The 24,861-nt window shown below is 58.3% G+C and carries 22 protein-coding genes, 2 tRNA genes and 1 rRNA gene; 15 read left to right on the forward strand and 10 right to left on the reverse strand.

Going from position 1 to position 24,861, the window contains the following annotated elements; translation table 11 throughout:
• Positions 1-113 precede the first annotated feature (113 nt).
• Together mrcB and RE428_RS04070 are read left to right on the forward strand one after the other, a co-directional pair.
• On the forward strand, positions 114-2,456 hold the full coding sequence (gene mrcB / locus RE428_RS04065; protein WP_040882738.1) for a penicillin-binding protein 1B: 2,343 nt from the start codon (positions 114-116) through the stop codon (positions 2,454-2,456).
• Positions 2,456-3,016 carry a hypothetical protein gene (locus RE428_RS04070; RefSeq protein WP_004578847.1) on the forward strand — a complete coding sequence of 187 codons (561 nt, stop codon included), beginning with the start codon at positions 2,456-2,458 and terminating at the stop codon, positions 3,014-3,016. Before mrcB ends, RE428_RS04070 begins: the two co-directional genes overlap by 1 nt.
• Before the next feature lie 44 nt (positions 3,017-3,060).
• On the opposite strand, the gene RE428_RS04075 is transcribed toward RE428_RS04070, so the two are convergent.
• Positions 3,061-3,969: a DUF4382 domain-containing protein gene (locus tag RE428_RS04075; protein ID WP_004578846.1), complete on the reverse strand. Its 909-nt coding sequence runs from the start codon at positions 3,967-3,969 to the stop codon at positions 3,061-3,063.
• A gap of 198 nt (positions 3,970-4,167) precedes the next feature.
• On the opposite strand from RE428_RS04075, the gene RE428_RS04080 reads away from it, so the two are divergent.
• The 5 genes from RE428_RS04080 (at position 4,168) to RE428_RS04100 (ending at position 8,516) form a co-directional block, all read left to right on the forward strand.
• Positions 4,168-4,773, forward strand: coding sequence for an RNA polymerase sigma factor (locus RE428_RS04080; protein ID WP_081614524.1), 606 nt, complete (start codon positions 4,168-4,170; stop codon positions 4,771-4,773).
• Positions 4,774-4,782: 9 nt separating this feature from the next.
• A complete protein-coding gene (locus tag RE428_RS04085) occupies positions 4,783-5,448 on the forward strand; it encodes a hypothetical protein (RefSeq protein WP_004578844.1) in 666 nt (221 codons plus the stop codon).
• A gap of 41 nt (positions 5,449-5,489) precedes the next feature.
• Complete coding sequence (locus tag RE428_RS04090; protein ID WP_154660715.1) at positions 5,490-5,981, forward strand: hypothetical protein; 492 nt, start codon at positions 5,490-5,492, stop codon at positions 5,979-5,981.
• A gap of 151 nt (positions 5,982-6,132) precedes the next feature.
• Positions 6,133-7,470, forward strand: coding sequence for a tetratricopeptide repeat protein (locus RE428_RS04095; protein WP_154660714.1), 1,338 nt, complete (start codon positions 6,133-6,135; stop codon positions 7,468-7,470).
• Between the two features lie 131 nt (positions 7,471-7,601).
• Positions 7,602-8,516: a DUF4382 domain-containing protein gene (locus RE428_RS04100; RefSeq protein WP_169334044.1), complete on the forward strand. Its 915-nt coding sequence runs from the start codon at positions 7,602-7,604 to the stop codon at positions 8,514-8,516.
• A 69-nt stretch (positions 8,517-8,585) separates the two neighbouring features.
• Here RE428_RS04100 and RE428_RS04105 read toward each other — a convergent pair whose 3' ends face one another.
• The 6 genes from RE428_RS04105 to RE428_RS04130 all read right to left on the reverse strand — a co-directional run bounded on the left by RE428_RS04105 (position 8,586) and on the right by RE428_RS04130 (position 14,860).
• On the reverse strand, positions 8,586-9,509 hold the full coding sequence (locus tag RE428_RS04105; RefSeq protein WP_004578840.1) for an esterase/lipase family protein: 924 nt from the start codon (positions 9,507-9,509) through the stop codon (positions 8,586-8,588).
• Between the two features lie 328 nt (positions 9,510-9,837).
• Positions 9,838-11,121, reverse strand: a complete 1,284-nt coding sequence (hemL, locus tag RE428_RS04110; protein ID WP_004578839.1) for a glutamate-1-semialdehyde 2,1-aminomutase — start codon at positions 11,119-11,121, stop codon at positions 9,838-9,840.
• Between the two features lie 45 nt (positions 11,122-11,166).
• A complete protein-coding gene (gene thiE, locus RE428_RS04115) occupies positions 11,167-11,802 on the reverse strand; it encodes a thiamine phosphate synthase (protein ID WP_004578838.1) in 636 nt (211 codons plus the stop codon).
• Positions 11,799-12,584 (reverse strand): bifunctional hydroxymethylpyrimidine kinase/phosphomethylpyrimidine kinase, encoded by a 786-nt coding sequence (gene thiD, locus RE428_RS04120; protein WP_004578837.1) that lies wholly within the window; start codon positions 12,582-12,584, stop codon positions 11,799-11,801. Before thiD ends, thiE begins: the two co-directional genes overlap by 4 nt.
• 24 nt (positions 12,585-12,608) lie before the next feature.
• Entirely contained in the window at positions 12,609-13,031 is a 423-nt protein-coding gene (gene hemJ / locus RE428_RS04125) for a protoporphyrinogen oxidase HemJ (RefSeq protein WP_004578836.1), read from the reverse strand.
• A gap of 47 nt (positions 13,032-13,078) precedes the next feature.
• Entirely contained in the window at positions 13,079-14,860 is a 1,782-nt protein-coding gene (locus RE428_RS04130) for a chloride channel protein (RefSeq protein WP_004578835.1), read from the reverse strand.
• Between the two features lie 273 nt (positions 14,861-15,133).
• Between RE428_RS04130 and argC the strand changes: the two genes are divergently transcribed.
• The 4 genes from argC (at position 15,134) to erpA (ending at position 17,849) form a co-directional block, all read left to right on the forward strand.
• Positions 15,134-16,171 carry an N-acetyl-gamma-glutamyl-phosphate reductase gene (gene argC, locus RE428_RS04135; protein WP_004578834.1) on the forward strand — a complete coding sequence of 346 codons (1,038 nt, stop codon included), beginning with the start codon at positions 15,134-15,136 and terminating at the stop codon, positions 16,169-16,171.
• A 12-nt stretch (positions 16,172-16,183) separates the two neighbouring features.
• Positions 16,184-16,924: a DUF6776 family protein gene (locus RE428_RS04140; RefSeq protein ID WP_004578833.1), complete on the forward strand. Its 741-nt coding sequence runs from the start codon at positions 16,184-16,186 to the stop codon at positions 16,922-16,924.
• Between the two features lie 3 nt (positions 16,925-16,927).
• Positions 16,928-17,428: a bactofilin family protein gene (locus RE428_RS04145; RefSeq protein WP_004578832.1), complete on the forward strand. Its 501-nt coding sequence runs from the start codon at positions 16,928-16,930 to the stop codon at positions 17,426-17,428.
• A gap of 67 nt (positions 17,429-17,495) precedes the next feature.
• A complete protein-coding gene (erpA, locus tag RE428_RS04150; RefSeq protein WP_004578831.1) occupies positions 17,496-17,849 on the forward strand; it encodes an iron-sulfur cluster insertion protein ErpA in 354 nt (117 codons plus the stop codon).
• A gap of 166 nt (positions 17,850-18,015) precedes the next feature.
• On the opposite strand, the gene RE428_RS04155 is transcribed toward erpA, so the two are convergent.
• Entirely contained in the window at positions 18,016-19,119 is a 1,104-nt protein-coding gene (locus RE428_RS04155; RefSeq protein ID WP_081614523.1) for an anhydro-N-acetylmuramic acid kinase, read from the reverse strand.
• A 3-nt stretch (positions 19,120-19,122) separates the two neighbouring features.
• Positions 19,123-20,577, reverse strand: a complete 1,455-nt coding sequence (locus tag RE428_RS04160) for an OapA family protein (RefSeq protein WP_004578829.1) — start codon at positions 20,575-20,577, stop codon at positions 19,123-19,125.
• Positions 20,578-20,875: 298 nt separating this feature from the next.
• On the opposite strand from RE428_RS04160, the gene tyrS reads away from it, so the two are divergent.
• Positions 20,876-22,078 (forward strand): tyrosine--tRNA ligase, encoded by a 1,203-nt coding sequence (gene tyrS, locus RE428_RS04165; protein WP_004578828.1) that lies wholly within the window; start codon positions 20,876-20,878, stop codon positions 22,076-22,078.
• Positions 22,079-22,380: 302 nt separating this feature from the next.
• Here tyrS and RE428_RS04170 read toward each other — a convergent pair whose 3' ends face one another.
• Positions 22,381-22,662 (reverse strand): hypothetical protein, encoded by a 282-nt coding sequence (locus tag RE428_RS04170; protein WP_004580721.1) that lies wholly within the window; start codon positions 22,660-22,662, stop codon positions 22,381-22,383.
• A 144-nt stretch (positions 22,663-22,806) separates the two neighbouring features.
• Between RE428_RS04170 and RE428_RS04175 the strand changes: the two genes are divergently transcribed.
• From RE428_RS04175 to RE428_RS04185, 3 genes are all read left to right on the forward strand, one after another.
• A 16S ribosomal RNA gene (locus RE428_RS04175) occupies positions 22,807-24,347 on the forward strand.
• 87 nt (positions 24,348-24,434) lie between these two features.
• Positions 24,435-24,511, forward strand: a tRNA-Ile gene (locus RE428_RS04180).
• Positions 24,512-24,605: 94 nt separating this feature from the next.
• Positions 24,606-24,681: transfer RNA gene (locus tag RE428_RS04185), tRNA-Ala, on the forward strand.
• The last annotated feature ends 180 nt before the right edge of the window (positions 24,682-24,861 follow it).

Below are 24,861 nucleotides of genomic sequence, written 5' to 3' on the forward strand. Positions count from 1 at the left end.
GAAATGACACCGGGCGCAACCGGTCTGTGCGCCAATCGGCGCCATGGAATCAGCGCATTACGTTTTCACAAGGTCTGTCCAGACCTATACGGCGTCTGGTTATAATGCGCGCCATGGCAAAATCATCCCCCAAGCGCCGCAGCAGCGGCCGATCGAAGAAGAAGCAGAACAAGTCCTCCGCCGGTTCCGGGTTTCGCGCAAGATTGTGGCGCGTAGCGTGGCGCCTGGGGCTTGTCGGTATCGTCATTCTCGCGGGCTGGACCGTCTACCTCGATGCTATCGTCACCTCGAAGTTCGAGGGCCGGCGCTGGGAAGTGCCTTCTCGGGTCTATGCGCGGCCGCTGGAACTCTACGATGGCGCCGCCTTGACGAGCACCGGCCTCAGTCATGAGCTGTCAATGTTGGGCTACGCGCCGGTCCGGTCAGCCAATGAGCCGGGCACCTTCAGTCGCGCCGGACGTCGGTTCGAGATCCACACGCGCGCCTTCCTGTTCCCGGATGGCCGCGAGAAACCGAGACGCCTGCGCTTCGAGATCGCACAGGATCGTGTTGCCGATTTCCGTGTGGTCTCCGGCGGCAATGCACCTGTCGTACGACTGGACCCGGTCCAGATCGGTGGGATCTATCCGGCGCATAAGGAAGACCGTATCCTGATCCAGCTCGAGGATATGCCGGACTATTTCCCCACGGCCTTGTTGGCCACCGAAGACCGGGACTTCTTCGATCACTGGGGCGTCGCGCCCCTGTCTATCGCCCGTGCGCTCTGGGTCAACATGCAGGCCGGCCGGGTGGTGCAGGGCGGCAGTACCCTGACCCAGCAATTGGTCAAGAATCTGTACCTCAGTCGTGAGCAGACGCTGATCCGCAAGGGTAATGAAGCATTGATGGCGATGCTCCTCGAGCTGCACTACGACAAGTCCGCAATCCTCGAAACTTACTTGAACGAGGTCTACCTGGGCCAGGCGGGTCCGCGAGCGATCCACGGTTTCGGCCTGGCCAGCCAGTTCTATTTCGGCGAGCCATTCCAGGATTTGGACCTGCACGAGGTGGCGCTGCTGGTAGCGATCATCAAGGGGCCCAGTTACTACGATCCCCGTCGTCATCCACAGCGGGCATTGGAACGTCGCAACCTGGTGCTTGACCTGCTGGAAGACACCGGCAAGGTACCTGCCAGCGAAATCCAGAAAGCGCGGCAGCGTGGATTGGATGTGGTGGGCAAGCCGTCCTACACCGATGCCCGTTATCCCGCCTATCTGGATTTGGTGCGCCGCCATCTGGCGCGCGAATACAAGGACGAAGATTTACAGAGCGAGGGGCTCCGGATCTTCACGACGCTGAATCCGGAAGTCCAGCGCGCAACCGAGTCGGCTGTGGAGCAGACCCTCAACCAGTTGGAAGGCGGGCGCAAGGAGAAGCAGCTGGAGGCGGCCGCGGTGGTGACCTCGCGGGACAGCGGCGAAGTGGTGGCATTGGTAGGCGGGCGAGATCCACAGTTTGCCGGTTTCAACCGGGCAGTGGATGCCGAGCGGCCTATCGGCTCGTTGATCAAGCCATTTATCTACCTCACCGCGCTCAGTCAGCCGGAGCGCTACACGCTGATCACCCCGGTCAAGGACCAGCCGTTCTCCCTCGTATTCGACGATGGCCGCCGCTGGGAGCCGGAGAACTATGACAAACAGGCACACGGCGTTGTGCCGCTGCATCAGGCGCTATCGAAATCCTATAACCTGGCGACCGTCCGCGTCGGCCTGGACGTGGGTATCGACGCGGTGATCGAGACCTTGCAACGGTTAGGTGTGGGGCAGCCGATTTCCAGCTACCCGTCGATGCTCCTCGGCGCGGTGAACCTCTCTCCGGTGGATGTGGCATCGCTATACCAGAGTCTGGCGACATCTGGTTTCAATACGCCCCTGCGGACCATCCGTGAAGTAACGACCTCAAGTGGTGAATCCTTGACTCGCTACGGCCTCGACGTGGATCAGGTCGTTGATCCTGCCGCGGTGCATCTGATTCAGTATGCCATGCAGGAAGTCATGCAGGAGGGGACAGGGCGTTCCGCTTACCGCACCCTGTCCAGCGATCTCGGGCTGGCGGGCAAGACGGGGACCACCAACGACGGCCGCGACAGCTGGTTTGCCGGATTCAGTGGGGACCTGGTGACAGTGACCTGGGTGGGTCGCGACGATAATGGTCCGACCGCACTGACCGGCGCGACCGGGGCCTTGCCGGTCTGGGCCAACGTCATGGCGCAGATCCCGCAATATGGCTTCTCGCCGATCGTTCCCTCCGAGGTACAGTACCAGTGGGTCAACAGCGAGAAACAGGCCCTCACCGACGAATCCTGCAGCGACGCACGGTTCATACCGTTCATCGCCGGTAGTGCACCGACGGATACCATTAATTGCTCCGGCGACTTCACCCGTCGCCTGCGGAGCTGGTTCGAAGGAATTTTCTGATGATGCAACAACGCCTTTTCCCGGGACTTTGCCTGGCTACACTCCTGCTTGCGGGGTGTGCAGCGGGTCCCGGTGGCCCGATTTACGTACCGGCAGAAAAAGCGCCACCACCTCCGCAAACCGACACTTCGGAACCGCAGACCCCGAGCGCCTCGGAGCGGCAGGAGCGCGAGCAGCGCCAAGCGGAAGAGCCCGAGTCCCCACGCCGGGCGCCGAGCTACCAGGACAGCAGTGAAGACATGTCGCCCGCCGCCCAGAGCCTGGTCAACCGCGCCGACGCCCTGCTGGCCCAGGGAGAAGCCCGTGCGGCGATCGGTCAGCTTGAGCGGGCGCAGCGTATTTCGCCCCGTTCAGGCAAGATCTACTTCAAATTGGCGGCGGCCTATCGCTCGACGGGCGATCTGGGACGGGCCGAGCAGTTTGCCTTGAAGGGGCTATCGCTTTCCGGATCGAATACAGGGTTGCAGCGAACCGGTTGGATGCTGTTGGCGGATATCCGCCGGGCTGCAGGTAACGTCGCCGGAGCGGAAAAGGCGGAAGCCCGGGCCGCGGCGCTCTAGCCGGGCCCGGGGTTTACAGGACGAGGTAAAACTAGCGCTCTGGCTCAGGGAGCCGGTGCGTCGATATCAGCCGTGCTCTCCTCACCAGCCACGACGGCAACGTTTTGGGTGCCGATGAACGTCAGTGCGTTATCGGTCTCGTTGTCGTCCAGTTGGCAGGAATAACTCACGGTATAGTCGCCCTCGCTCAGGAAGGCTGCCTTATAAGTGTAAGTACCCGGGTTCTCGTCGTCGCTGACCGGCACAGCCATGAGGGGGCCGCCGTCGCTGTTCAGGTTGAGGTCGGTCGGTTCGACATCCGCGCCAAGGTAGATATAGGTCATGCCTTCATAGTCGCATGTGTCCGACTGATTGATGGTCGCGTAGTCGACGGTCCCAGTGATGGATCCTACTTCAAGGTTGTTGACCAGGCGGAGGGCCGGTTTCAGGAAGTAGTCCGCGGCAACCCCATTGCCTTGGGGGTTGACGATGGATTTACGCACATCGAAATCGATCGTAAAGTCGCTTTCGCCACCGGCGGCAACAGTAAATCCGCTCACCAGTTTAAGGCCGGTCTGGGCGCCGGACGGTACGGCAAGCGTTTCCATGCCGCCCGATTCGTTCATGACATAGAGATTCGATTCATCCAGCGTGAGTCGGATCCAAGCATAATCGCCCGCGGCGACCTCTACGTCCTCAAGCAGAGGCGCCGACTCGCCGCCTTGCAGTGTTAACAGGTCCAGTGTCTTGGGTTCATCGAACTCGATAGTGATGGCTTCGCCATCGTTGGGTTTCAGGGTGACACCGGTAAAGGTGATGACGACTTCAGTGAAAGCGTCCGTGGGTGCATCGGTGATATTCAGTGAGACACTGCCGGTGGCGCCATCGCTACTGCCACTACCGCCTCCACCGCAAGCACTTACGGCAGCTGCAAGGGCTGCAACGGTGAAACCGCGGATCAATGTGTGCTTCATAAAAACCTCTCTGACATTGTCCCTTCCATAGGTGTTCTGGTTGTGAACCGGCGGCTGCCGGCTTGCTCTCTTCCACGACGCGGTGAAGTGATGGGTTCCGTTATTCGTGTTACCAAACGTACAGATTGGTTTCCGAACCGCCGATTGAGCGATTGCACCTGCGTTTGCCCGCTGTTTTTGCTATAAGACGCACTGAATATGCCGTGGAAGGTTTCCCGCTTGTCTCTGATCCGCTTTCCCGGTTCCCGTGCCCGGCGCTTTGAAAGATGCGTAAAACCGCATTTGAACAGCCTCTACCGCTTTGCCTACCGGCTCACGGGGCAGCGGGATGATGCTGAGGATCTGGTGCAGGACGTTTTGGTCAAACTCTATCCCCGTGCTGATGAAGTGCTTGCGTTGGAGCAGCCGGCGCCCTGGCTTCGTAAAGTGCTCTACCGTCACTTCGTGGATGGCCGTCGACGGGAGAAGCGCGCTCCAATGGTGCATTGGGATGGCGCGGAGGGTAATGGGGCCTATGAGCACCTGGTTCAGCTGGTCGAAGGCGGACTTCAGCCGGATCATGTCCTCCAGGATCAACAATTTCAGCGCGTGATGCGCGAGGTACTGGATAGCCTGCCGCCGGAGCAGTCTGCACTTTTGCTATTGCACGACGTCGATGGCTGGCGCCAGGAAGATATCGCCGTAGTCATGGATATCGCTGTGGGAACGGTTAAATCCAGACTGCACCGTTGCCGGATGATGCTTCGCGACCGTCTGGCGGCGCGCCTGGAACTTTCTGCAGCTTCTCTGCGTGTGAAGGAGTGAGGTGATCTCATGATGAAATGCCGTGAAGTCAGAGAAACGCTCCTGGCAGCAGATCAGGAACAAGTTGATCGTTTGAAGTGGCAGGCCGCTGAAACTCACGCGAAAGGCTGTAAGGAATGCCGACCGTATCTGTTGTGGCTGCAGCGTCTCGATGAAGGGCTCCGGGAGCAGGATATTCCTCCGCCGACGGAGGACTTCGAGGCACGTGTAATGGCGCGTGCTACAGGTACAGGCGGGGTAGTATCCGGTTGGAAAACAGGTGCCGCCATCGCTGCGGCGTTGGTGCTCGGCATTGTCATCGGTACGGGTGTGGAGCGACAATCGGCACAGCCGGCGGCCCAGCCCGGCATGGCCGCCGTCTCTCAACCGGCGACGCAGACTGCTGAACCGCGGAAACAGACGGTACGACTGGCCTTCAATGCCCGCCAGTCGCTCGACGACGTGCGGCTGACAATCGAATTGCCGCCGAACGTGGAGCTTCAGGCGTTTCCGGGAAGGCGGGCGCTGTCCTGGCAGGTGTCGCTCAAGCCAGGCGAAAACGTGATCGCCCTGCCACTGCGTATCATCTATCCGCAGCCGGGCGAGCTTTTGGCTCATCTGGATGATGGCCAGCACCGAAAGACGTTCCGGACTCAGATACCGGCTATGGATAAGACTCAGGAACCTTCGTCGTGATGTACAACAGGCGAATGAATAACATGCTTCGGCTTGTCGGAATGACGCTGCTCCTCGTCGGTCCAGCGACAGTCCTGGCGCAGGCCGGTGAGGATCTCGACGTCACCATGCGCATGGTCATGGATGATGAAGAGCTGTCCGGCGACCTGGTGCAGGAACTGGAACTGCCTGATCCCGCTTCCATGGAATCCGCGGCCCCCCCGGATAATGCACGTTCCGAAGCAGCGGCAGCACGTGAAGAAGGGCGCTCGTTCGGTCAGAACATGGCGGAAGAGGCTCGCAGCCGCCGTGAAGACCAGGGGACCGGTAAGCCGGGACGGCGCCCTGACCAACCACCCGGCAAGCCCGGTGACTTGCCGGGCAAGCCGGATAAACCGCCCGGCAAACCCGACGACTTGCCGGGTAAGCCGGATAGACCGTCAGGCAAACCTGACGAGTTGCCAGGCAAGGCAGATCGTCAGCCAGGCCCTCCCGAGAACCTGCCCATCGGCCCTGGTAATAGCGCTGGGCGGGGCAATGGTCCCCCAGGTTGATCGGTGAACAATCTGTCATAAATTTCCTGGCTTTGCCGTTCCTTCATTTGAATTTGTCGTTCCCCTCGGTCTATCCTCCCTGAGCTTTGCCACCGGTTGGCTTGGTTTTTTTTCGTGATCTGAATTCAGTCAGGCTTTCGGGAGCTATCCGTTGGTTCGAGTTCCAGCGTTGTTGTGGATCGGTATGCTTGTCGGCGCTAGCCTGTTGGCGTCGCCGGCATTCGCCGAACAAGAAGACGCTGGCAAGACTTTCCGCGAAGGTGTTATAGCCTTCCAGGGCGGTGATCTGCAACGGTCGCGTGAGCTTTTGGAGCAGGCTGCCGCAATGGGCTACGCTGCGTCTGCCCTGCACTACAACCTGGGTGTGGTCTATTACAGGCTCGAGCGCTATGGCCGGGCGGAAACTGCGTTTGAACGCCTGCTCGATACGCCGCATCGGGATCTGGCCCGATACAACCTGGGCTTGATTGCAAAGGCGACCGGTCGTGCAGCGCGTGCCGACAGGCTTTTTCTCGAAGTCGCGAATACCGCGACCGAATCGAATCTACGCGTACTGGCGCGTCGCCAACTGGATCTTCAAAAGGGCCCAGTTGACCACGCGACGTCGTGGCTGCTATTCGCATCAGCAGGATTGGGTTACGAAGAGAATCTTTCTTTATTACCCGATACGGCAGCTTCAGAAGATAACGACACCTACCACGAGCTGGTGCTCTATACGCGCGGGCCTCTGATGAACCTCGATGCCGACATGGGCTCGGAATCCCGAATCGAGGCGCAGGCCAGCTATTACCAGCGCCATTATCACCACGATCGTCCCTACAATACCGATGCACTTAAAGGCGGGGTGAGCTGGTACGTCGACGACGGGAATGCCAGCCGCCGGGTCGGGGTTGATCAGGTCTATTTCTGGGCGGACAGCGCTTCCAGGGAAACACACACAGGACTCTATGGCGACTGGCGCTGGGGGACTTGCACGACTGGCGTCTCCGGTCGTTGTCAGTTGAAGGCAGAAATCACTCGCGTTCATCCTTTCGAGGGGTACGAAGCGTACCGCGGCATGCGTTACAACGCACTGGGCCGATACCGGGCTGATTGGGGCGATTGGCGGGGTTCAGCCAGCTATGAACTGGAACTGAACGCCCGTGAAGACTTCAGTACATATACCCAGTATGTGGATGTGTCGCCGGCTCGCCACAAGTTTGAACTGGGAGTCGATTACGTGGCCACCCGGAATCTGCTTGTGGGCGGCGCCCTGGAATATCGGCTGAGCCGCTATGAGGATGCCTACCGCTTTCCGGCCGGCTCGACCTTCGAGTCCGGTGAACGTTCCGATGACCGTTATGCCGCTTCATTACAAATGGAGTATGCCTTTCTTGCCGCATGGTCTGTTGTCCTCGATGCGACATACGAGCGCAACGAGAGTTCGCTTTCGCAGTACAGCTATGAAAACCGGAGCTACCAGCTGACATTGAGTTATTTTTTGCCCTGAATGCTCACGTCTTCGAGCATCCGGGTAGGTTCCAGTGCCAATAGGGTTATGTAATAGTTCTCTCTTAACGCGGCCACCTTGGAAGGTAACAAGGTAAACGCGGTCATAGGGATATGCTTGAGGGTGATTCGATGAAGTATTGTGTATCGGCAACCTGGAAAACGGCGTTGCTCTGTTTGAGTGTGACTTTGGCGCTGAGTGGTTGCGAATGGGAATTCGGTACTATCGATGAAGACGAAGAGGGCAAGTTGACGCTGGAATTGGCCGATGCTCCTGTCGATGACCTGACTGAAGTGAATATCACCGTGACCGGTGTGGAGGTCAAACCTTCTGACGAGGATGCGCTGGTTTTTACCTTCGACGAGCCGGAAACCTACGATCTGCTCGAGTTGCAGAATGGTAAAACGGCGAAGTTGCTGTCTAACGAGGACGTGCCCGCCGAGTCCTACGAGTGGATACGGCTGAACCTGAGCAGCGAAAGCGGTGCCCATTACGTTGTGGGTGAAGATGGAGGCCGTTATTCACTCGCTATCCCGTCCGGTGCCCAGTCAGGGCTACAAGTCAATGCCGGCTTTTCTATTGACGAGGACGACGAGATCGAATTGACCCTGGATTTTGACGTGCGCAAGTCCGTGGTTAATGCCAACAGCACGCTGGCTAACTACCTGCTGCGGCCGGTTTTGCGTCTGGTGATCAATGATGAGGTAGGTTCGATTGCCGGGACGGTGGATGAGTCCACCGTTATCGCTGTGGAGTGCGATAATGCCCAGGATTACGCTGGTCTGGTTTATGTCTACGAAGGCGTTGATATCTCGCCAGACGACCTGGGCAGCGGTACCGAGCCGGTTGTCGCCGTGCCGGTAGTCACCGACGAGGAGGACCCCGGCACCTATCGCTACGAGGCTTCCCTACTCAGCGAGGGCAACTACACCGTGAGCTACAGCTGCGATATCGATAATAACGACGTCGACGAGGCCATTGAATTCGTGGAGACGGAGTCGGTGGAAGTAGAAGCCGGCGAGGAAGCCGAAATCAATTTCAACTGATCGTTTCGCAACCAGAGATATAGAAAGGGCGGCCAGTTTGGCCGCCCTTTTTGTCTGTGCTGCCCCGTTTTACAGCCCAGCGCTCTTCAGGCGGTTGGCCTGCTGTAAGTAAACCGTCTTGGGATCGGTCTCGAACAGGCTATGCAGTCCGAGCGCCTGGTTCACCTCGTCCAGGTGGTTCATAAAGTAGTCATCCCGGATAACATCGCCAAAATGGCTGCTGCACTGACCCACCATTCCATCATTCTGGCTGAAGCCGAAGGCCGCAGAACTCACTGCCAGTAATGCATCCGACGGATCGAGGGCGTTGGTCAACACCCCCGTCCCGCCCCAGGAGTAGAAGCGGATACCGTTGGCACTATGGGCGCCTTCGCCACAGGCTGATGTCGGAATACCCGCTGGCGCGAAGTTATTGAACTCGGCGCTGCCCTGGGCGGAAAGTGAGTAGACACTCGCGGAGAAATCCTGATCATAGCCACCTCCGGAAAGCAGGTCTATGAGTCCGCCGAGGACGTTGGCCAGTCCGGCAACCGGGTTCTCGATAGGCGTGCCGGAAATCAGGTCGGCGACCGGCGACCCCTTGTGCGGAGAGCCTACCGATGTAACGGAGGCAACCAGGTCAGGCCGGACCCGGGCGACATAGCGTGCGGTCGGTCCGCCGTGGCTATGGCCCAACAGGTTGACCTTGCCGTGTACCGCCGCAATGGCCTCGATTTGGGGCAGCAGCGCTTCGCCACGCTGGATCGAAGTATCCAGCGCCGGAACCTGGGTCAGATAGACCGTCGCGCCGTAGCTGCGCAAATCTTCGGGGATGCCGTACCAGTAGTCGTAACCGGCAATATCGTCGAAACCGAACATTCCATGGACCAGAACGATGGGGTAACGGGTATCGGCGTAGTCGGAGGGTGTGGCGTCCCACCACCAGGCATTGGCAGGCATCGACCACGCCACCATAAGGGCCGCGAGTGCGACCAGTCTCAGGCACTGTTTCATTGTTGGCTTTCCTACAGTTTGGTTCTTGTGTTTGTTGTCAAACTGCGGACGCGCCGCACGATGGCGTGATCCTATAGCCCACTGCAATTTGGTTATCTTGGCATTCGCATCCTTGTGATCGGTGCAGGCGGAGCGCAGACATCTTTGTTGTTATGCCTGTCCATTTTTTGGACAGCAGCGAGTCGAAGTCAATGCGAGGCTGGCAAGGGCGTGGCGGGATGTGACGTGCGTCTCGGAGGTGGCCCGGTATGACCAGAAGGACAGGTGCTACCAAAAAGACGACTGAACGGAAAACGCCGACTACCAAGGTAGCCGGCGCTAGATACCCTTACGGCAGGGTTTTCATGACTCTTTCGGCAGCAGCGAGGGTTTGCTCGATATCCTCGTCCGACAGGGCAGCGCAGGTGAAGCTGGCCTCGAAGGCAGACGGCGCCAAGTAGATGCCCTCTTTCAGCATGCCTTGGAAGAAGTGCTTGAAACGTTCGGCATCGCAGTTCATGACTTCGCCGAAGCTGGTCACCTGGTTTTGGTCGGTGAAGAAGAAGCCGAACATGGCGCCGGCGCTCTGGACCACCAACGGGATATCCGCGGCGTCCGCTGCACGCTTGAAACCGTCACGCAGTATGTTGGTCTTCTCGGTTAAATGGTCGTGAAAGCCCGGCTCCGAAATCGCTTCCAGGGTCGTTAAGCCCGCTCGCATGGCTAGGGGGTTACCGGAGAGTGTGCCCGCCTGGTATACCGGCCCTAGCGGCGAGATATGAGACATGATTTCACGCTTACCGCCAAAGGCGCCGACGGGTAGGCCGCCACCGATGACCTTACCCAGGCAGGTGAGGTCCGGTGTCACGCCATAACGTTCCTGCGCGCCACCGCGCGACACGCGGAAGCCGGTCATCACCTCATCGAAGATCAGCACGCTGCCATGCTGGTCACAGACATTGCGCAGGCCTTCCAGGAAGCCCGGTACCGGCGGGATGCAGTTCATGTTACCTGCCACCGGTTCGACGATCACGGCGGCAATCTCGTCACCCATTTCCGCGAAAACTTTACGCACGCTTTCGATGTCGTTGAAGTTAACCGTGAGGGTATGCTCAGCCAGACTCGCGGGAATGCCCGGCGAATTCGGTACCCCGAGCGTCAGCGCACCGGAGCCGGCCTTTACAAGTAGCGAATCTACGTGGCCGTGGTAGCAGCCCTCGAACTTGACGACCTTGTCGCGGCCGGTGTAGCCGCGGGCCAGGCGGATGGCGCTCATGGTTGCCTCGGTCCCGGAGTTGACCATGCGAACCAAATCGATGGATGGCACCATCTCGCAGATTTTCTTGGCCATCGCGGTCTCGATAGCCGTGGGCGCACCGTAACCGACGCCGACGTCGATCTGCGCGTGCAGGGCGTCGATCACTCGCTGGTCGCGATGGCCCAGGATCATCGGGCCCCAGGAGCCTATGTAGTCGATATAGCGCTTGTCGTCTTCATCGTACAGGTAGGCGCCCTTGGCGGTCTTGATGAAGATGGGGGTGCCACCCACGCCCTTGAACGCCCGGACCGGGGAATTGACGCCGCCGGGAATGTAACGCTGGGCGTTTTCGAAAAGGGTTTCGGACTGTGTCATCAGGAGGACTCCCGTTAATGGATTGAAGATAAGGGGACGGAAAAATCAGGTGTTGAAAAGTTCGGTAAAGGCGCGGGCCCGGGCTTCCACATCGTCGGTGCCGAAGAGCCCGCCAATGACGGCCAGCAGGTCGGCGCCTTGGGCGATCAGTAGAGGGGCGTTCTCCAGGGTGATGCCGCCGATTGCACTGAGCGGTAGCCGATATTGCTGTGCCTGCTGCAAGATCTCTGGTGTTGCGGCAGGGGCGCCCGGTTTGGTCATCGACGGAAAGAAACGCCCGAAGGCGAGATAGTCGGCGCCAGACTTGACTGCAGCTTCCGCCAGGTCGAGGCTGGCATGACAGGTCTGGCCGATGATCGCATCTGGTCCCAGCAGGTCGCGGGCGGCGCGGAGCTCGCCATCTTCCTGGCCCAGGTGAGCGCCGGCGGCGCCGATGCGTTTGGCCAGTTCCGGGTCGTCATTGATCAATAGAGGAACGTGAGCGTTTCTGCAGACGGAGAGCAAGTCGCTGGCACGACGGAGACGATCGGACGGCCCGGATGTCTTGTCCCGATACTGCACCATCACCGCTCCGCCGCGCAGCGCGGCCTCGACCGCTGGAACCAGTCGCTTATCCGGCAAGAGATCCGGGTCGGTGATGGCATAGAGCCCAGGGCGGAGGCTATATTTCGAGGGTGTCATGACGTGGCCGCCGCCCCGCCGCGGTCGGGAACGGGCTGACCGCGTCCGACGGTCAGAGCGTGTTCGATAGCTTTGGAGACATAGCCCTGCGCCTGTTCGATGGCGCTGTCCAGGTCCAGGCCTTGGGCGCGGCCTGCGGCAATCGCAGCTGCCAGGGTACAGCCTGAGCCGTGGTATTCGCCGCCGCGCCGTTCGAGTTTCCACTCGGCGTCCGGGCTGCCGGGCCGGTGCAGCCGGTTGGTAATCTGTGGTTCGTCACCGTGGCCGCCGGTGGTGAGAACGGCGGGGCAGCCCTGGGCGATCAGGGTTTCTGCGGCGCTACGTTCGTTCTCGATGCCGCCAAGCTGCGCCAGTTCCACCCCGTTGGGCGTGATCACATCGGCGATGGGGAACAGTCGCTCCTTCATCGCGCTCACCAGAGCTTCATCGGCCAGCTCACCGCCGCCAGCAGCCTTGATGACCGGGTCCACGATCAGCGGAATGTCTTGCTTGTCCTCAACGAACTGGACCAGCACGTCGACGATGGCCGCGCTACCCAGTGCACCGGTCTTGATCGCGTGTATCGGCACGTCGGCTGACAGGCACTCCAGCTGCTGGCGGATCATATCGGCGTTGATGGCCTCGGCGTTGTAGACATTTAGGGTATCCTGCACAGTCAGGCAGGTTATGACCGGTAACGGGTGGCAGCCGAGGGCGGTGATCGCCTGGATATCCGCCTGAATGCCGGCGCCGCCGGAGGGATCAAGTCCCGACAGGATCAGCACGTGTGGACGTTGGTTCATAGCACGACCTTGTGTCGGATAGATTCAGAAAGGTTTCACGGTTACGAGAATGACCACGGCGATCAGGATCAGAACCGGGAACTCGTTAAACCAGCGGTAGAAAACATGCGACCGCCGATTGGCGTCGTCGCGAAAGACCTTGACCAGATGGCCACAATAAAAATGATAGGCCACCAGGACAGCGACCAGCGCCAGTTTCGCATGAAGCCAGCCCTGACTGAAATAACCGGCCGGGTTATAGCTGATCAGCCAAAACCCGAGAACGACGGTGACGACCATCGAGGGCGTGGCAATGCCCCGGTAAAGCTTGCGCTCCATAATCTTGAACCGCTCGCGCCCTGTCTCATCCTGGGCGCTGGCGTGATAGACGAATAGTCGCGGCAGGTAAAAGATGCCGGCGAACCAGCAGACCATGGCGATGATATGGAAGGCTTTCACCCAGAGCATGCATTCATTCCTTTCGGTGTCGTCGTTATTCTTTGCGGTATTGATCGCTACTCTTTGCGATATTGATAGTAGCTTTCGATTTCGCTTCTGAGTACCACGCCGATAATGCGCTGGATCATCGGCGCCGCGTGGCGTTGGACATAGAGCGCTTCCGCCTGGCTGCTGGCGAACTGCTCCATGGCTTCCTCGAGCGTAGCCTGGTAGGGAATGGGGGCCAGATCCCGTCGATTGGCCGGGATTTCCATCAGGTCTAACTCGGGGATCTCGTCGGGTTTATCGTCGTTCGGCATCAGTTGTTCCGCGTGATCCTCCAGGTACCGTGCCATGTCGACGGCGGGCAGCAGCGCGGTCGGGCCGTTCTGGCCGTCTACGATAAGCCATCGAGGTTCGCTCTTGAGGATTTCCCGGGCCTTTTCGGCGGTGATACGCCGATTGGTGCGGCGGATACTGCGTTCCATGATCGCGCCCACGGAAACTCGCCGTAGGGCTTGGATGATGGGCGAGTTCTGGTAGCTCAGACCTTGGCTCTTGAGGACCGAGAGGAATATTGAGCGCTGACCGAAAACCTCGCTGGCCACCAGGCTTGAAACAGTAATGACCAGCATGCCGGGAAGGATGATGTTCGGGTTGCGGGTCAGCTCAAGCAGCGCCATCAGCGCCGCAAGGGGCGCCTGTAATACGGACCCCATCATCGCACCCATGCCCAGCATGGCATAGAAACCAGCGCTCGAGGCATAGTTCGGTGCTGCTGCTGCGCCAATCAGGCCCATCGCCCCGCCAATAGTGGCGCCGATAAAGATAGTCGGGCCGATCAGGCCGCTGGGCATGCCCAGGCCGATGGTGACCGCAGTGATGACCAGCTTGGTAATGGCAATAGCCAGCAGGAGGAGGATTGGCAGCTGTCCGTGGATGGCTTCACTGACCGTGTCATAGCCGATACCCATGATTTCCGGCAGCAGGATGGCGGCAGGTACCATCAACAGTCCCGCCACGGTCATCCTTAGCAGGATTGGCCGCTGGTTGAACCGGGTCGAGAGCACCAGCAAACGCACGAAGGCGGCGGAGGCAACACCGATGACCAGGGCGATGGCGAGGATCCAGGGGATCTCCAGCAGGGAGTTCATGGTCAGCGGGGGCACGCTGAAGGCAGGTTCCGAGCCGTACGCCGCCTGGGTCACCACGGCAGAACTCACCGACGCCAGGATGACTGGGGTGAAGCCGGCAATGGTGTATTCCATCATCACCACTTCCATGGCGAAGATTACCCCGGCGATGGGCGTGTTGAACGACGCTGAGATCGCTGCCGCGCAACCGCAGGCCACCAGCGTGCGGATACTGTTGTTGGGTAGCTTCATCCACTGGCCCAGCAGGCTGGAAAAAGCCGCGCCCAAATGCACCGCTGGCCCTTCCCGGCCGGAGGACTGCCCCGTCAATACGGTGCCGACCCCGAAGACGAACTGGATGACCGCGCTACGCAGCGAGATATAGCCCTGATGATAGTTGAGGCGTTCCATGACGTAGGTCACCCCGACCTTGCGGTCGGAGATCGCCAGGCGATGCATGAGGACGCCCAGTGTCAGTGCCCCGGCCAATGGCAGCAGGCCCCGGGTCACTAAATCGAGGCTTTCAAAGGCTTCGTCATGGCGGGCCGGGAGAAAGGTCGCTAGCGGCCATTCGATCGCCAGACGGAAGAGCAGGATAACCAGGCCAGTGACGATGCCCGCGAACAGGCCAAGGAGCGCCAGTTGGGGCAGCGCGTCCACGCCTGACAACCGCCGCCGAAACATCGGAATCAGCTCATCGTTAATACGTCGCTTGATTTTGTCCATGTGCCGGACTGCCTGTTATCGGAATCGAATGTTGATTGATCCGGCGGACCGCTATCGGTCGGGGATCAAAACTCAGCGAACGAAGAACTCAGGAAACGAATAGTGACAATAACTTGGTGTATTGTAACCAGCCTTCTATAGGGTGCCAAAAGCCGGACGATTATCATGTTAGACTTGCGGCTGGTTTCCGGGGCCTGGACACGTATCGTTACCTGTCTATTATCCAGACGTACCCCGGATCTGGCGACCCGCGAACATGAGGAGGACGGCACGTTGATCAAAGTGGGCATTGTGGGTGGAACCGGCTACACCGGCGTTGAGCTCTTGCGGATCCTGGCGACACATCCCCAGGCCGAGGTGACGATGATTACCTCGCGATCCGAGGCGGGGCAGCCCGTAGCCGATATGTATCCCAACCTGCGCGGCTACTTTGATCTCGAGTTTACCGAGCCGGATGAAGAGCGACTCGCAGCCTGCGACCTGGTGTTCTTCGCCACGCCTCATGGTGTAGCCATGCGTACCGCGCCAAAGCTGATCGCCGCCGGTACGCGGGTCGTGGATCTGTCCGCCGATTTCCGTATCCGTGATCTCGACGTGTGGGCGGCTTGGTATGGTATGCCCCACGAATCCGTCGAGTGGGCGGAAAAAGCGGTCTATGGTCTGCCGGAAGTCTTCCGCGACCAGATCCGCGATGCGAAACTGGTGGCCAATCCCGGTTGCTACCCTACAGCGGTTCAGCTGGGTTTCCTGCCGCTACTGGAGAAAGGCCTGGTCGATCCGTCCCGTCTGATCGCCGATGCCAAGTCCGGCGCCAGTGGTGCCGGACGCCAGGGCAAGATTGGGATGCTGCACGGCGAGATCGGTGAGAGCTTCAAGGCCTATGGTGCCTCCGGCCACCGCCATCTGCCGGAAATTCGTCAGGGCCTGGAAATTGCGGCGGGTGGACGCGTTGGTGTGACCTTCGTGCCGCATCTGCTGCCGATGATTCGTGGTATCGAAGCGACGCTTTATGCTGAGGTGCGCGATCCGGCCATTTTCGACACACTACAGTCGCTCTACGAAGAGCGTTTTGCTAATGAGCCTTTTGTGGACGTCATGCCCTATGGCGCCCATCCGGAAACCCGCAGCGTACGCGGCGCCAACCATTGCCGCATGGCTTTGCATCGCCAGGAGAACAGTCCCGTGGTGATTGTCTCCTCGGTGATCGACAACCTGGTGAAAGGTGCTGCGGGCCAGGCTGTACAGAACATGAACATCATGTTCGGTATCGATGAAACCGCAGGACTCGATGCACCGGCCTTGTTGCCCTGACGGAGAACGGTTTTGGCTTCAGGCAAAGAGCACCGGGGTGAGTATGTCGTCGTCAGGCACCGGCCCGGCCGCCGCATCCGGCGATTTTTGATTCTTCTTACCTTTAGCGTAGGGGCGGCTGTTCTCGGCTACATGACCGGTATGGCGCAGGGCGGTTTCCGCTTCACTGACATGGCGAAAACCCGGTCGGTACTTTCGTCGGAATTGTCTAAACTGCGCGAACAACATACCGATTTGCAGCAGAAGATGATCAATCTGGAGCGGGGCAATCGCATCGATCAGCAAGCCCTGAAACAGGCACGCGAGACCATTTCCCAGTTGGAATCGAAGATGGTCTCCCTGAATTCCGACCTGACGTTCTACAAGAACATCATGGCGCCATCTGAAACGGCTACCGGACTCCAGATCCAGCGTTTCGAGCTTGATAAACGTCGTTCCGACGGGACTTATGCCTTCAAGCTGGTATTGACGCAAGTGGGTGACAACCGCAGCTATATCGCCGGCTTCGTCGCCGTCAACGTCATAGGTGAGAAGGGGGGAGAGCGCCAAGTGATCGCGCTTCGCGATCTGTCGAAGGATATCGAAGATCTGGGTGTGCGGTTTCGCTACCGCTATTTCCAGGACGTGGAGGGCGTCATGACCTTGCCGGCCGACTTCACACCGCTGGAAATCCAGGTGGTGGCCAAGGCGGAGGGGAAGAAAGCGTCACGCAGCGAACGAACATTTGACTGGCAATTGTTATTGGAGAGCTAAGGCATGCTGGGCAACAAGAAGCAGAAGGCACGCAAACCGACCACGGGGCATTTCGATACCCTGATTTCCAGCAAGACCAATGTGTCGGGCGATGTCGAGTTTTCCGGCGGCCTGCATGTAGATGGGCGCATCCGCGGTAAGGTAATGGCGGAGGAGGGCTCCAGCGCCGTATTGAGGATTTCAGAAGTGGGTGCTGTCGAGGGCGATATCATTGCCCCCCGGGTGATCATCAACGGCACGGTGCACGGCGATGTTTATGCTTCCGAGCACCTTGAGCTGGCGCAAAAAGCCTCCATTAACGGTAATGTCTATTACAACCTGATTCAGATGGCGATGGGCGCCTCGGTCAATGGTAACCTGGTTCATCAGAAAGAACCGGTTGGCCTGCTGGGGCAGTCCGGCAAGGAGAAGCCTTCGGGAAATACCAAGGCCTCCGAGAAGGTCGCCGTTGCCAAAGAGGAGCAGGTCTCCGAGCAGGAACGGGCCCCGGGTAAGGGTGAATAATTGACTGTTTTGGTCGGGAATTGGATAATCCAGCGATAGCCGCTTTTGTATAACCCAGGAGGCGACCTTGAGTGCAGTTCAGGAACAGATAGCCACACCGCTATTTTTCAGCGACAACGCCGTGGCTAAGGTTCGGGAGCTGGTCGAGGAGGAGGAAAATCCCGATCTGAAGCTTCGTGTATTTGTTACCGGTGGCGGTTGCTCCGGCTTCCAGTATGGTTTCTCGTTTGATGAGGATCAGGAAGAGGACGACACGATCATCGAGAAAGATGGTGTTTCGCTACTGGTGGACCCGATGAGCTATCAGTATTTGATCGGTGCGACGATCGATTATCAAGAGGGGCTCCAGGGATCCCAGTTCGTCGTGCAGAACCCTAATGCGACTACGACCTGCGGTTGCGGCTCATCGTTCTCTATTTGATTAGGTGTCCAGGGTGATCGAAACGCATCAGGTGTGACGCAACGCGTAGATATGAAAGGGCGCCGGATTAGATTGAGTAGCTGAACCGAGTACCACACGAATTAGAGGAAGACGGCCCGGGAGCGATACGCCTCGGGCCGTTCTCGTTTTAGGTCCAAAAACGTGTTCAGGCTTGGTAGATGGCGCCGAGGATGCGGTCGCCGCTGGCGCCCGTCACGGCGGGCAGGTTACCGGGTTCGTGACCCAGGGTGCGCATCGCCAGCCAGGCGAAGGCCACGCCTTCTACCCACTGTGGATCCAGCCCGAGGACCTGGGTCGTTTCGATCCTTGCCGCCGGGGCTGCATTCTGTAGCCGCTCTAGCAGGAAGCTGTTACGGGCTCCACCGCCGCAGATAAACAGCTTCAGTTGATCGGCCTCGGGCAGTTGCATCGCGATAGTTCGAGCCGTCAGCTCCACCAGCGTGCACTGGATGTCGGCTGGCGCGACGTCTGGATGGCGGGCCACCACGGTCTCCACCCAGGAGATGTTGAACCTTTCCTTGCCGGTGCTCTTCGGAGCCGGACGGCCAAAATAGGCGTCGCTTAGCATATCCTCAAGCAGGCTCTCATTGATTTCTCCGGTCCGGGCCCAGTGGCCGTCATCGTCGAAGAGTCGGCCAGTCTGGTTGTGGCTCCAGGCGTCGATCAATGCGTTACCGGGGCCGGTATCGAAGCCGAGTGCCGGCTCCTGTGGCCTGCCCGGCAACCAGGTTATATTAGCGATGCCGCCAATATTAATGATGCAACGGGCTTCGGCCGGCGTGCTGAAGTAGGACTGGTGGAAGGCCGGCACCAGCGGCGCACCCTGGCCGCCGGCGGCCAGGTCCCGGCGCCGGAAGTCGGCAATGGTCGTCACGCCGGTGCGCTCGGCGATGATGTTTGGGTCACCAATCTGTAGGGTAAACGGGCTCTTTCCCGAAGGTTGATGTCTCAGCGTTTGCCCATGGCTGCCAATAGCCGTGACCTCACCGGCGCTAACGCCAGCCTCGTCCATAACGCCCAGCGCGGTCTGGCTGAAGAGTTCGCCCAGTTCATGGTCCAGTTCACCGATTTCATCGGGCGTGGCTTGGTTAAGGCAGGCACGCGTCAGGCGCTGGCGCAGGGTGTCGGTGTAGGGGAGCGAGTAGGTGGCGTGGATTTTCAGTTCATTCGGTAAAAAGGAAACCAGCACGGCGTCGATGCCATCCATGCTGGTTCCCGACATGAGCCCGATGTAGGCTGGCGTGTTCACGCTTTAATCGCTCTCGGGGCCCAGAGCGATCTGCCGCTCGCCACTCGACTCGTTGAGGGCAGTCAGTAGGGGCTGGACGGTTTCCTTGAACGCAGCCATTTCCGACTTGGGTACTGGCGTAGCATCGGGCAGCTTGACAGTACGGGAATTGCGCGGTGAGCCATTGACCCGGAATTCGTAATGCAGGTGTGGGCCGGTCACCATGCCGGAAGCGCCGACATAGCCTACAGTCTGGCCCTGCTTGACCTTGGCGCCATTGCGGACGCCCTTGGCGATCGCGCGCATATGGGCGTACAAGGTCGAAATGTTGTCGCCATGCTGGATGACCACGGTGCGACCGTAGCCACCTTTCCAGCCAGAGAAGCGAATGCGACCGTCGCCTGCTGCCTTGATTGGGGTGCCTGGAGGCGCGGCGTAGTCGGTACCCTCATGCGGACGTACCACGTCTAGTACCGGATGGCGGCGCTGCAGGTTGAATGGCGAAGATACTCGGGCATTGATCGGCGTACGTAGGAAAGCCTTACGCAGGCTGTGGCCATCCGGCGTGTAGTAGTCGGTGTTGCCGTCTTTGTCGGTATACAGCAGGGCGGTAACATCTTCACCCCGGTTGGTGAATTTGGCGGCAAGGATGCGGCCGGTGTCGATTTTCTCGCCGTCGAGGTAGAGCTCCTCGTAAAGTACTTCGAAGCGGTCGCCCTTGCGGATATCGTATACGAAGTCGATGTCCCAACCGAAAATGCCGGCCAGTTCCATGGTCAGTCGATCGCTAAGCCCCGCTTCTTTGCCCGCGAGATAAAGAGACCCGTCGATCTCACCGTGGCCGAATACCGGACGGGCTTCCGGCTCGCGCATCACGATGTCTCCGGTGAATCCTTCGTCACCGCGCTTGATGACCAGGGATTCCAGGCGATTACGCTCCAGCTTGATCTGTTCCAGCTCGCCTTCGCTGTTCGAGGCAAAGGCAATGGTTTCCCCGGCGTACAGACGCTCCAGCTTCTTGGCCTCCCCTTCGCCGTGAATAACGGACATCATCAAGCTGCTACTGAACCCAGCTTTCTTGAACAGGGAAGACAGGCTGTCGCCGCTTTTGATCTTGAACGAGCTCCACTCAAGCTGCGGTTCTTTCGGTACATCAGTCTTGGGTGCCTCTGCCTGGGCCGTTTTTACCTCAGGGGAGGTTTCTTCCCCTTGCTCAACGGCCTTGGCGACGGCTGCTGCCTCTTCAGCTGCATCGACCGTATTATCTGCAGTGGAAGCTTCTGCCGGCTCGCTTGCTTGTTCGGTTTGCTCGTCATTTGCAGGCGTCAGGGCCCGGGTCTGGTCATTTTCCAGGTCAAGCGAAACCGATACGCGGCCCGCTTCTACCGGTGTGCTGGGGCTTAGAGCCAGGCCCAGCCCAATAACAACACCCAATGCCCCGACGGCAAAAAGATGCTTCTTAGGAAAGTTGTTGAGCACGTTATTACCTGTTTTTCCCGACACTTCTGCAAGTTGTGTCAAATAATTAGAGTCAGTCTGAAGTATAGTGCAAGCAAAATACCATAAAAAGCGTGTGCGTTAACGTCAGACGGTCGTTATCGTAACGCTCCCGGTCTTTTTTGTTCGTCCCTGATATAATGCGCCGGCTTCATGAGGCAGAAGCCTATTATTGTTTGGCCAAAAAATAAACAGGGTGAACTGTATCAGGTACACGGGTAACGCACTGAATCGTTGTGTAGAACTTTGTTAAAGCAGATTGGTAGATAAAGGAAGGATGATGACCGCAATCGACGATGCCTTGGCGCAGATCAAACGTGGCGTTGACGAACTTCTGCCCGAAGAGGAGCTGATCGAGAAGTTAAAATCCGGGCGTCGTCTGCGGATCAAGGCGGGATTCGATCCCACTGCGCCGGATCTGCATCTGGGGCATACCGTCCTTATTAACAAGTTGCGCCAGTTCCAGGACTTGGGGCACGAGGTGATTTTCCTGATCGGTGATTTCACCGGCATGATTGGTGACCCCACCGGCAAGAGTGCAACGCGTCCGCCGCTGACGCCTGAGCAGGTTTCGCAGAACGCGCTGACCTATAAAGAGCAGGTCTTCAAGATCTTGGATGCGGAAAAGACCACGGTCGCATTCAACTCCGATTGGATGAACACGATGTCGGCCGCCGACATGATCCGTCTGGCTGGCCAGAGTACCGTCGCGCGGATGCTTGAGCGTGACGATTTCTCCAAGCGCTACGATGCAAATCAGCCGATCGCGATCCACGAGTTCCTGTATCCCCTGGTCCAGGGTTACGATTCGGTGGCGCTTGAGGCGGATGTCGAGCTTGGGGGTACTGATCAGCGTTTTAATCTGGGTATGGGGCGCACCGTCCAGAGCCGCTACGGCCAGGAGCCGCAGGTCATTATCACTATGCCGATCCTCGAAGGTCTGGACGGCGTACAGAAGATGTCCAAGTCGCTCAACAACTATGTGGGCGTCAACGATTCCCCGGGAGAGATGTTTACCAAGCTCCTGTCCATTCCCGATAACCTCATGTGGCGTTACTTCGAGCTATTGAGCTTCCGACCGCTGGCGGAAGTGGAAGAGTTCCGTAAGGCTGTAGAGGGTGGGGCCAATCCTCAGGACTACAAGCGGCTGCTGGCTGAAGAGATTATCACCCGTTTCCACGATGAGGAGGCGGCAAAGAATGCGCACAAGTCAGCGGGTAATCAGGTAGCGTTGGGGGATATTCCCGATAACGTTCCGGAAGTGTCGGTTTCCCTGGGGGATCGTGAAGGCATTCATGTGGTGTCACTGCTCCGTGAGGCGGGTTTGGCGCAGAACGGCAAGGCGGCTAAAGACGTTTTTGGTCGAGGCGCGGTCTATATTGATGGTGAACAGCTGAAGGACGAACGCATGTTTACCCGGGGCGAGGATTTTGTGATCCAGGCGGGCAAGAAAAAAATAGCTCGGGTCATCATCGTTGAATGATGAGTTTGAGCAAAGGGGATCTGTATTTGGCAGTGCTCGAACTGCAAGGATCACCGAACCGCTAAAAAGGTGATTACCGAGTCCGTTTGCTGAAGGAAGGTAGAAAGGCCATTCCCGAATCAGGAATGGCCTTTTTTATTGGGCGAGAAACGAGCGTGGCGCGGATTTTAGTTAATTGTTCAGCTTTATACAACGCCTCGCAGTGTGGTTATCTACTGGTCGGATTAGGATGTTTTTGTTTGTTCTTTGATCGGAGTACTTCGGAAAACCGAGACATTCGATAAAAAGTTTGAGAAAGGGGTTTACAGGTCCGGTGGGGTCTGTAGAATGCGCATCTCTTTCGAGGGGCACGCCACTGAGGCGGGCCGGGAGTCGAAAGGCAACCGTTTGTTTTCTTTGAAGTATTTGAGTTCAGGTTCTTCAAAATAACGGTTGACAAGGCGGCGGTTCAGCGTAAAATGCGCGCCACCTTGATGAGGTAAAGCCGGGAGGTTTTCGGCGGTTTCGGAAGTCGCGAAACGCGGAAAAATAAACGGTTGACAAGGTGGCGGTTCGCTGTAGAATACGCGGCCTTGATCGGGCAACGGCCCAGCTCTTTAAAAAGTTGACCAAGTAATTCGTGTGGGCGCTGGCTGAGGTATTTCGGCAACGAAATATCGAGACAGTGACTCGTCGAAATTGAGTTTTGTCTTGAGCATGATTTGGGATTTTCGGATCCCGTATGATTTAAACTGAAGAGTTTGATCATGGCTCAGATTGAACGCTGGCGGCAGGCTTAACACATGCAAGTCGAGCGGTAACAGGGGGAGCTTGCTCCCCGCTGACGAGCGGCGGACGGGTGAGTAATGCATAGGAAACTGCCCAGTAGTGGGGGATAGCCCGGGGAAACCCGGATTAATACCGCATACGTCCTTCGGGAGAAAGCAGGGGCTCTTCGGACCTTGCGCTATTGGATGTGCCTATGTCGGATTAGCTAGTTGGTGGGGTAAGAGCCTACCAAGGCGACGATCCGTAGCTGGTCTGAGAGGATGATCAGCCACATCGGGACTGAGACACGGCCCGAACTCCTACGGGAGGCAGCAGTGGGGAATATTGGACAATGGGGGCAACCCTGATCCAGCCATGCCGCGTGTGTGAAGAAGGCTTTCGGGTTGTAAAGCACTTTCAGTGAGGAGGAAAAGTGGGTCCCTAATACGGGCTCGCCTTGACGTTACTCACAGAAGAAGCACCGGCTAACTCCGTGCCAGCAGCCGCGGTAATACGGAGGGTGCAAGCGTTAATCGGAATTACTGGGCGTAAAGCGCGCGTAGGTGGTTTGATAAGCGAGATGTGAAAGCCCCGGGCTTAACCTGGGAACGGCATTTCGAACTGTCAGGCTAGAGTATGGTAGAGGGTAGTGGAATTTCCTGTGTAGCGGTGAAATGCGTAGATATAGGAAGGAACACCAGTGGCGAAGGCGGCTACCTGGACCAATACTGACACTGAGGTGCGAAAGCGTGGGGAGCAAACAGGATTAGATACCCTGGTAGTCCACGCCGTAAACGATGTCGACTAGCCGTTGGGACTCTTGAAGTCTTAGTGGCGCAGTTAACGCACTAAGTCGACCGCCTGGGGAGTACGGCCGCAAGGTTAAAACTCAAATGAATTGACGGGGGCCCGCACAAGCGGTGGAGCATGTGGTTTAATTCGACGCAACGCGAAGAACCTTACCTGGCCTTGACATGTTGGGAACCTTCCAGAGATGGAAGGGTGCCTTCGGGAACCCAAACACAGGTGCTGCATGGCCGTCGTCAGCTCGTGTCGTGAGATGTTGGGTTAAGTCCCGTAACGAGCGCAACCCCTATCCCTAGTTGCCAGCACATGATGGTGGGAACTCTAGGGAGACTGCCGGTGACAAACCGGAGGAAGGTGGGGATGACGTCAGGTCATCATGGCCCTTACGGCCAGGGCTACACACGTGCTACAATGGCGCGCACAGAGGGCTGCGAACCCGCGAGGGCAAGCTAATCTCTTAAAACGCGTCGTAGTCCGGATCGCAGTCTGCAACTCGACTGCGTGAAGTCGGAATCGCTAGTAATCGCGAATCAGAATGTCGCGGTGAATACGTTCCCGGGCCTTGTACACACCGCCCGTCACACCATGGGAGTGGATTGCACCAGAAGTGGTTAGTCTAACCTTCGGGAGGACGATCACCACGGTGTGGTTCATGACTGGGGTGAAGTCGTAACAAGGTAGCCGTAGGGGAACCTGCGGCTGGATCACCTCCTTAAACGAAGCCGAACGCTTCGGTCAGAGCCCACACGAATTACTTGGTCAGCCGAAAGAGAGCATAGGGTCTAAGCGGGCCCATACCATTGGGTCTGTAGCTCAGGTGGTTAGAGCGCACCCCTGATAAGGGTGAGGTCGGTGGTTCAAGTCCACCCAGACCCACCAGAATTTCGTGATGCGGCGTTATCGAAGTACTTGCATAGCAGGCTATGCGGCGCACTTCGATGCCTTGCCTCACAAAATTCTTGGCAGCTTTACTGGGGCCATAGCTCAGCTGGGAGAGCGCCTGCCTTGCACGCAGGAGGTCGGCAGTTCGATCCTGCCTGGCTCCACCAACTTTACGAAGACCTGGCTTCGGTCAGTGTGCAGAAACAAGCGTTTCGGATTGATGACAATCGGAAGCCCTTCTTTCTGATCACTGGGTCAGACATGCTCTTTAACAATGCGGACAAGATTGCAAGCCGGATGGATCATCTCTTTATCTCCGAGATGGCCCATCCAATGATAGCGATTTC

It is taken from the genome of Marinobacter nanhaiticus D15-8W, assembly GCF_036511935.1.
GTDB lineage: Bacteria > Pseudomonadota > Gammaproteobacteria > Pseudomonadales > Oleiphilaceae > Marinobacter_A > Marinobacter_A nanhaiticus.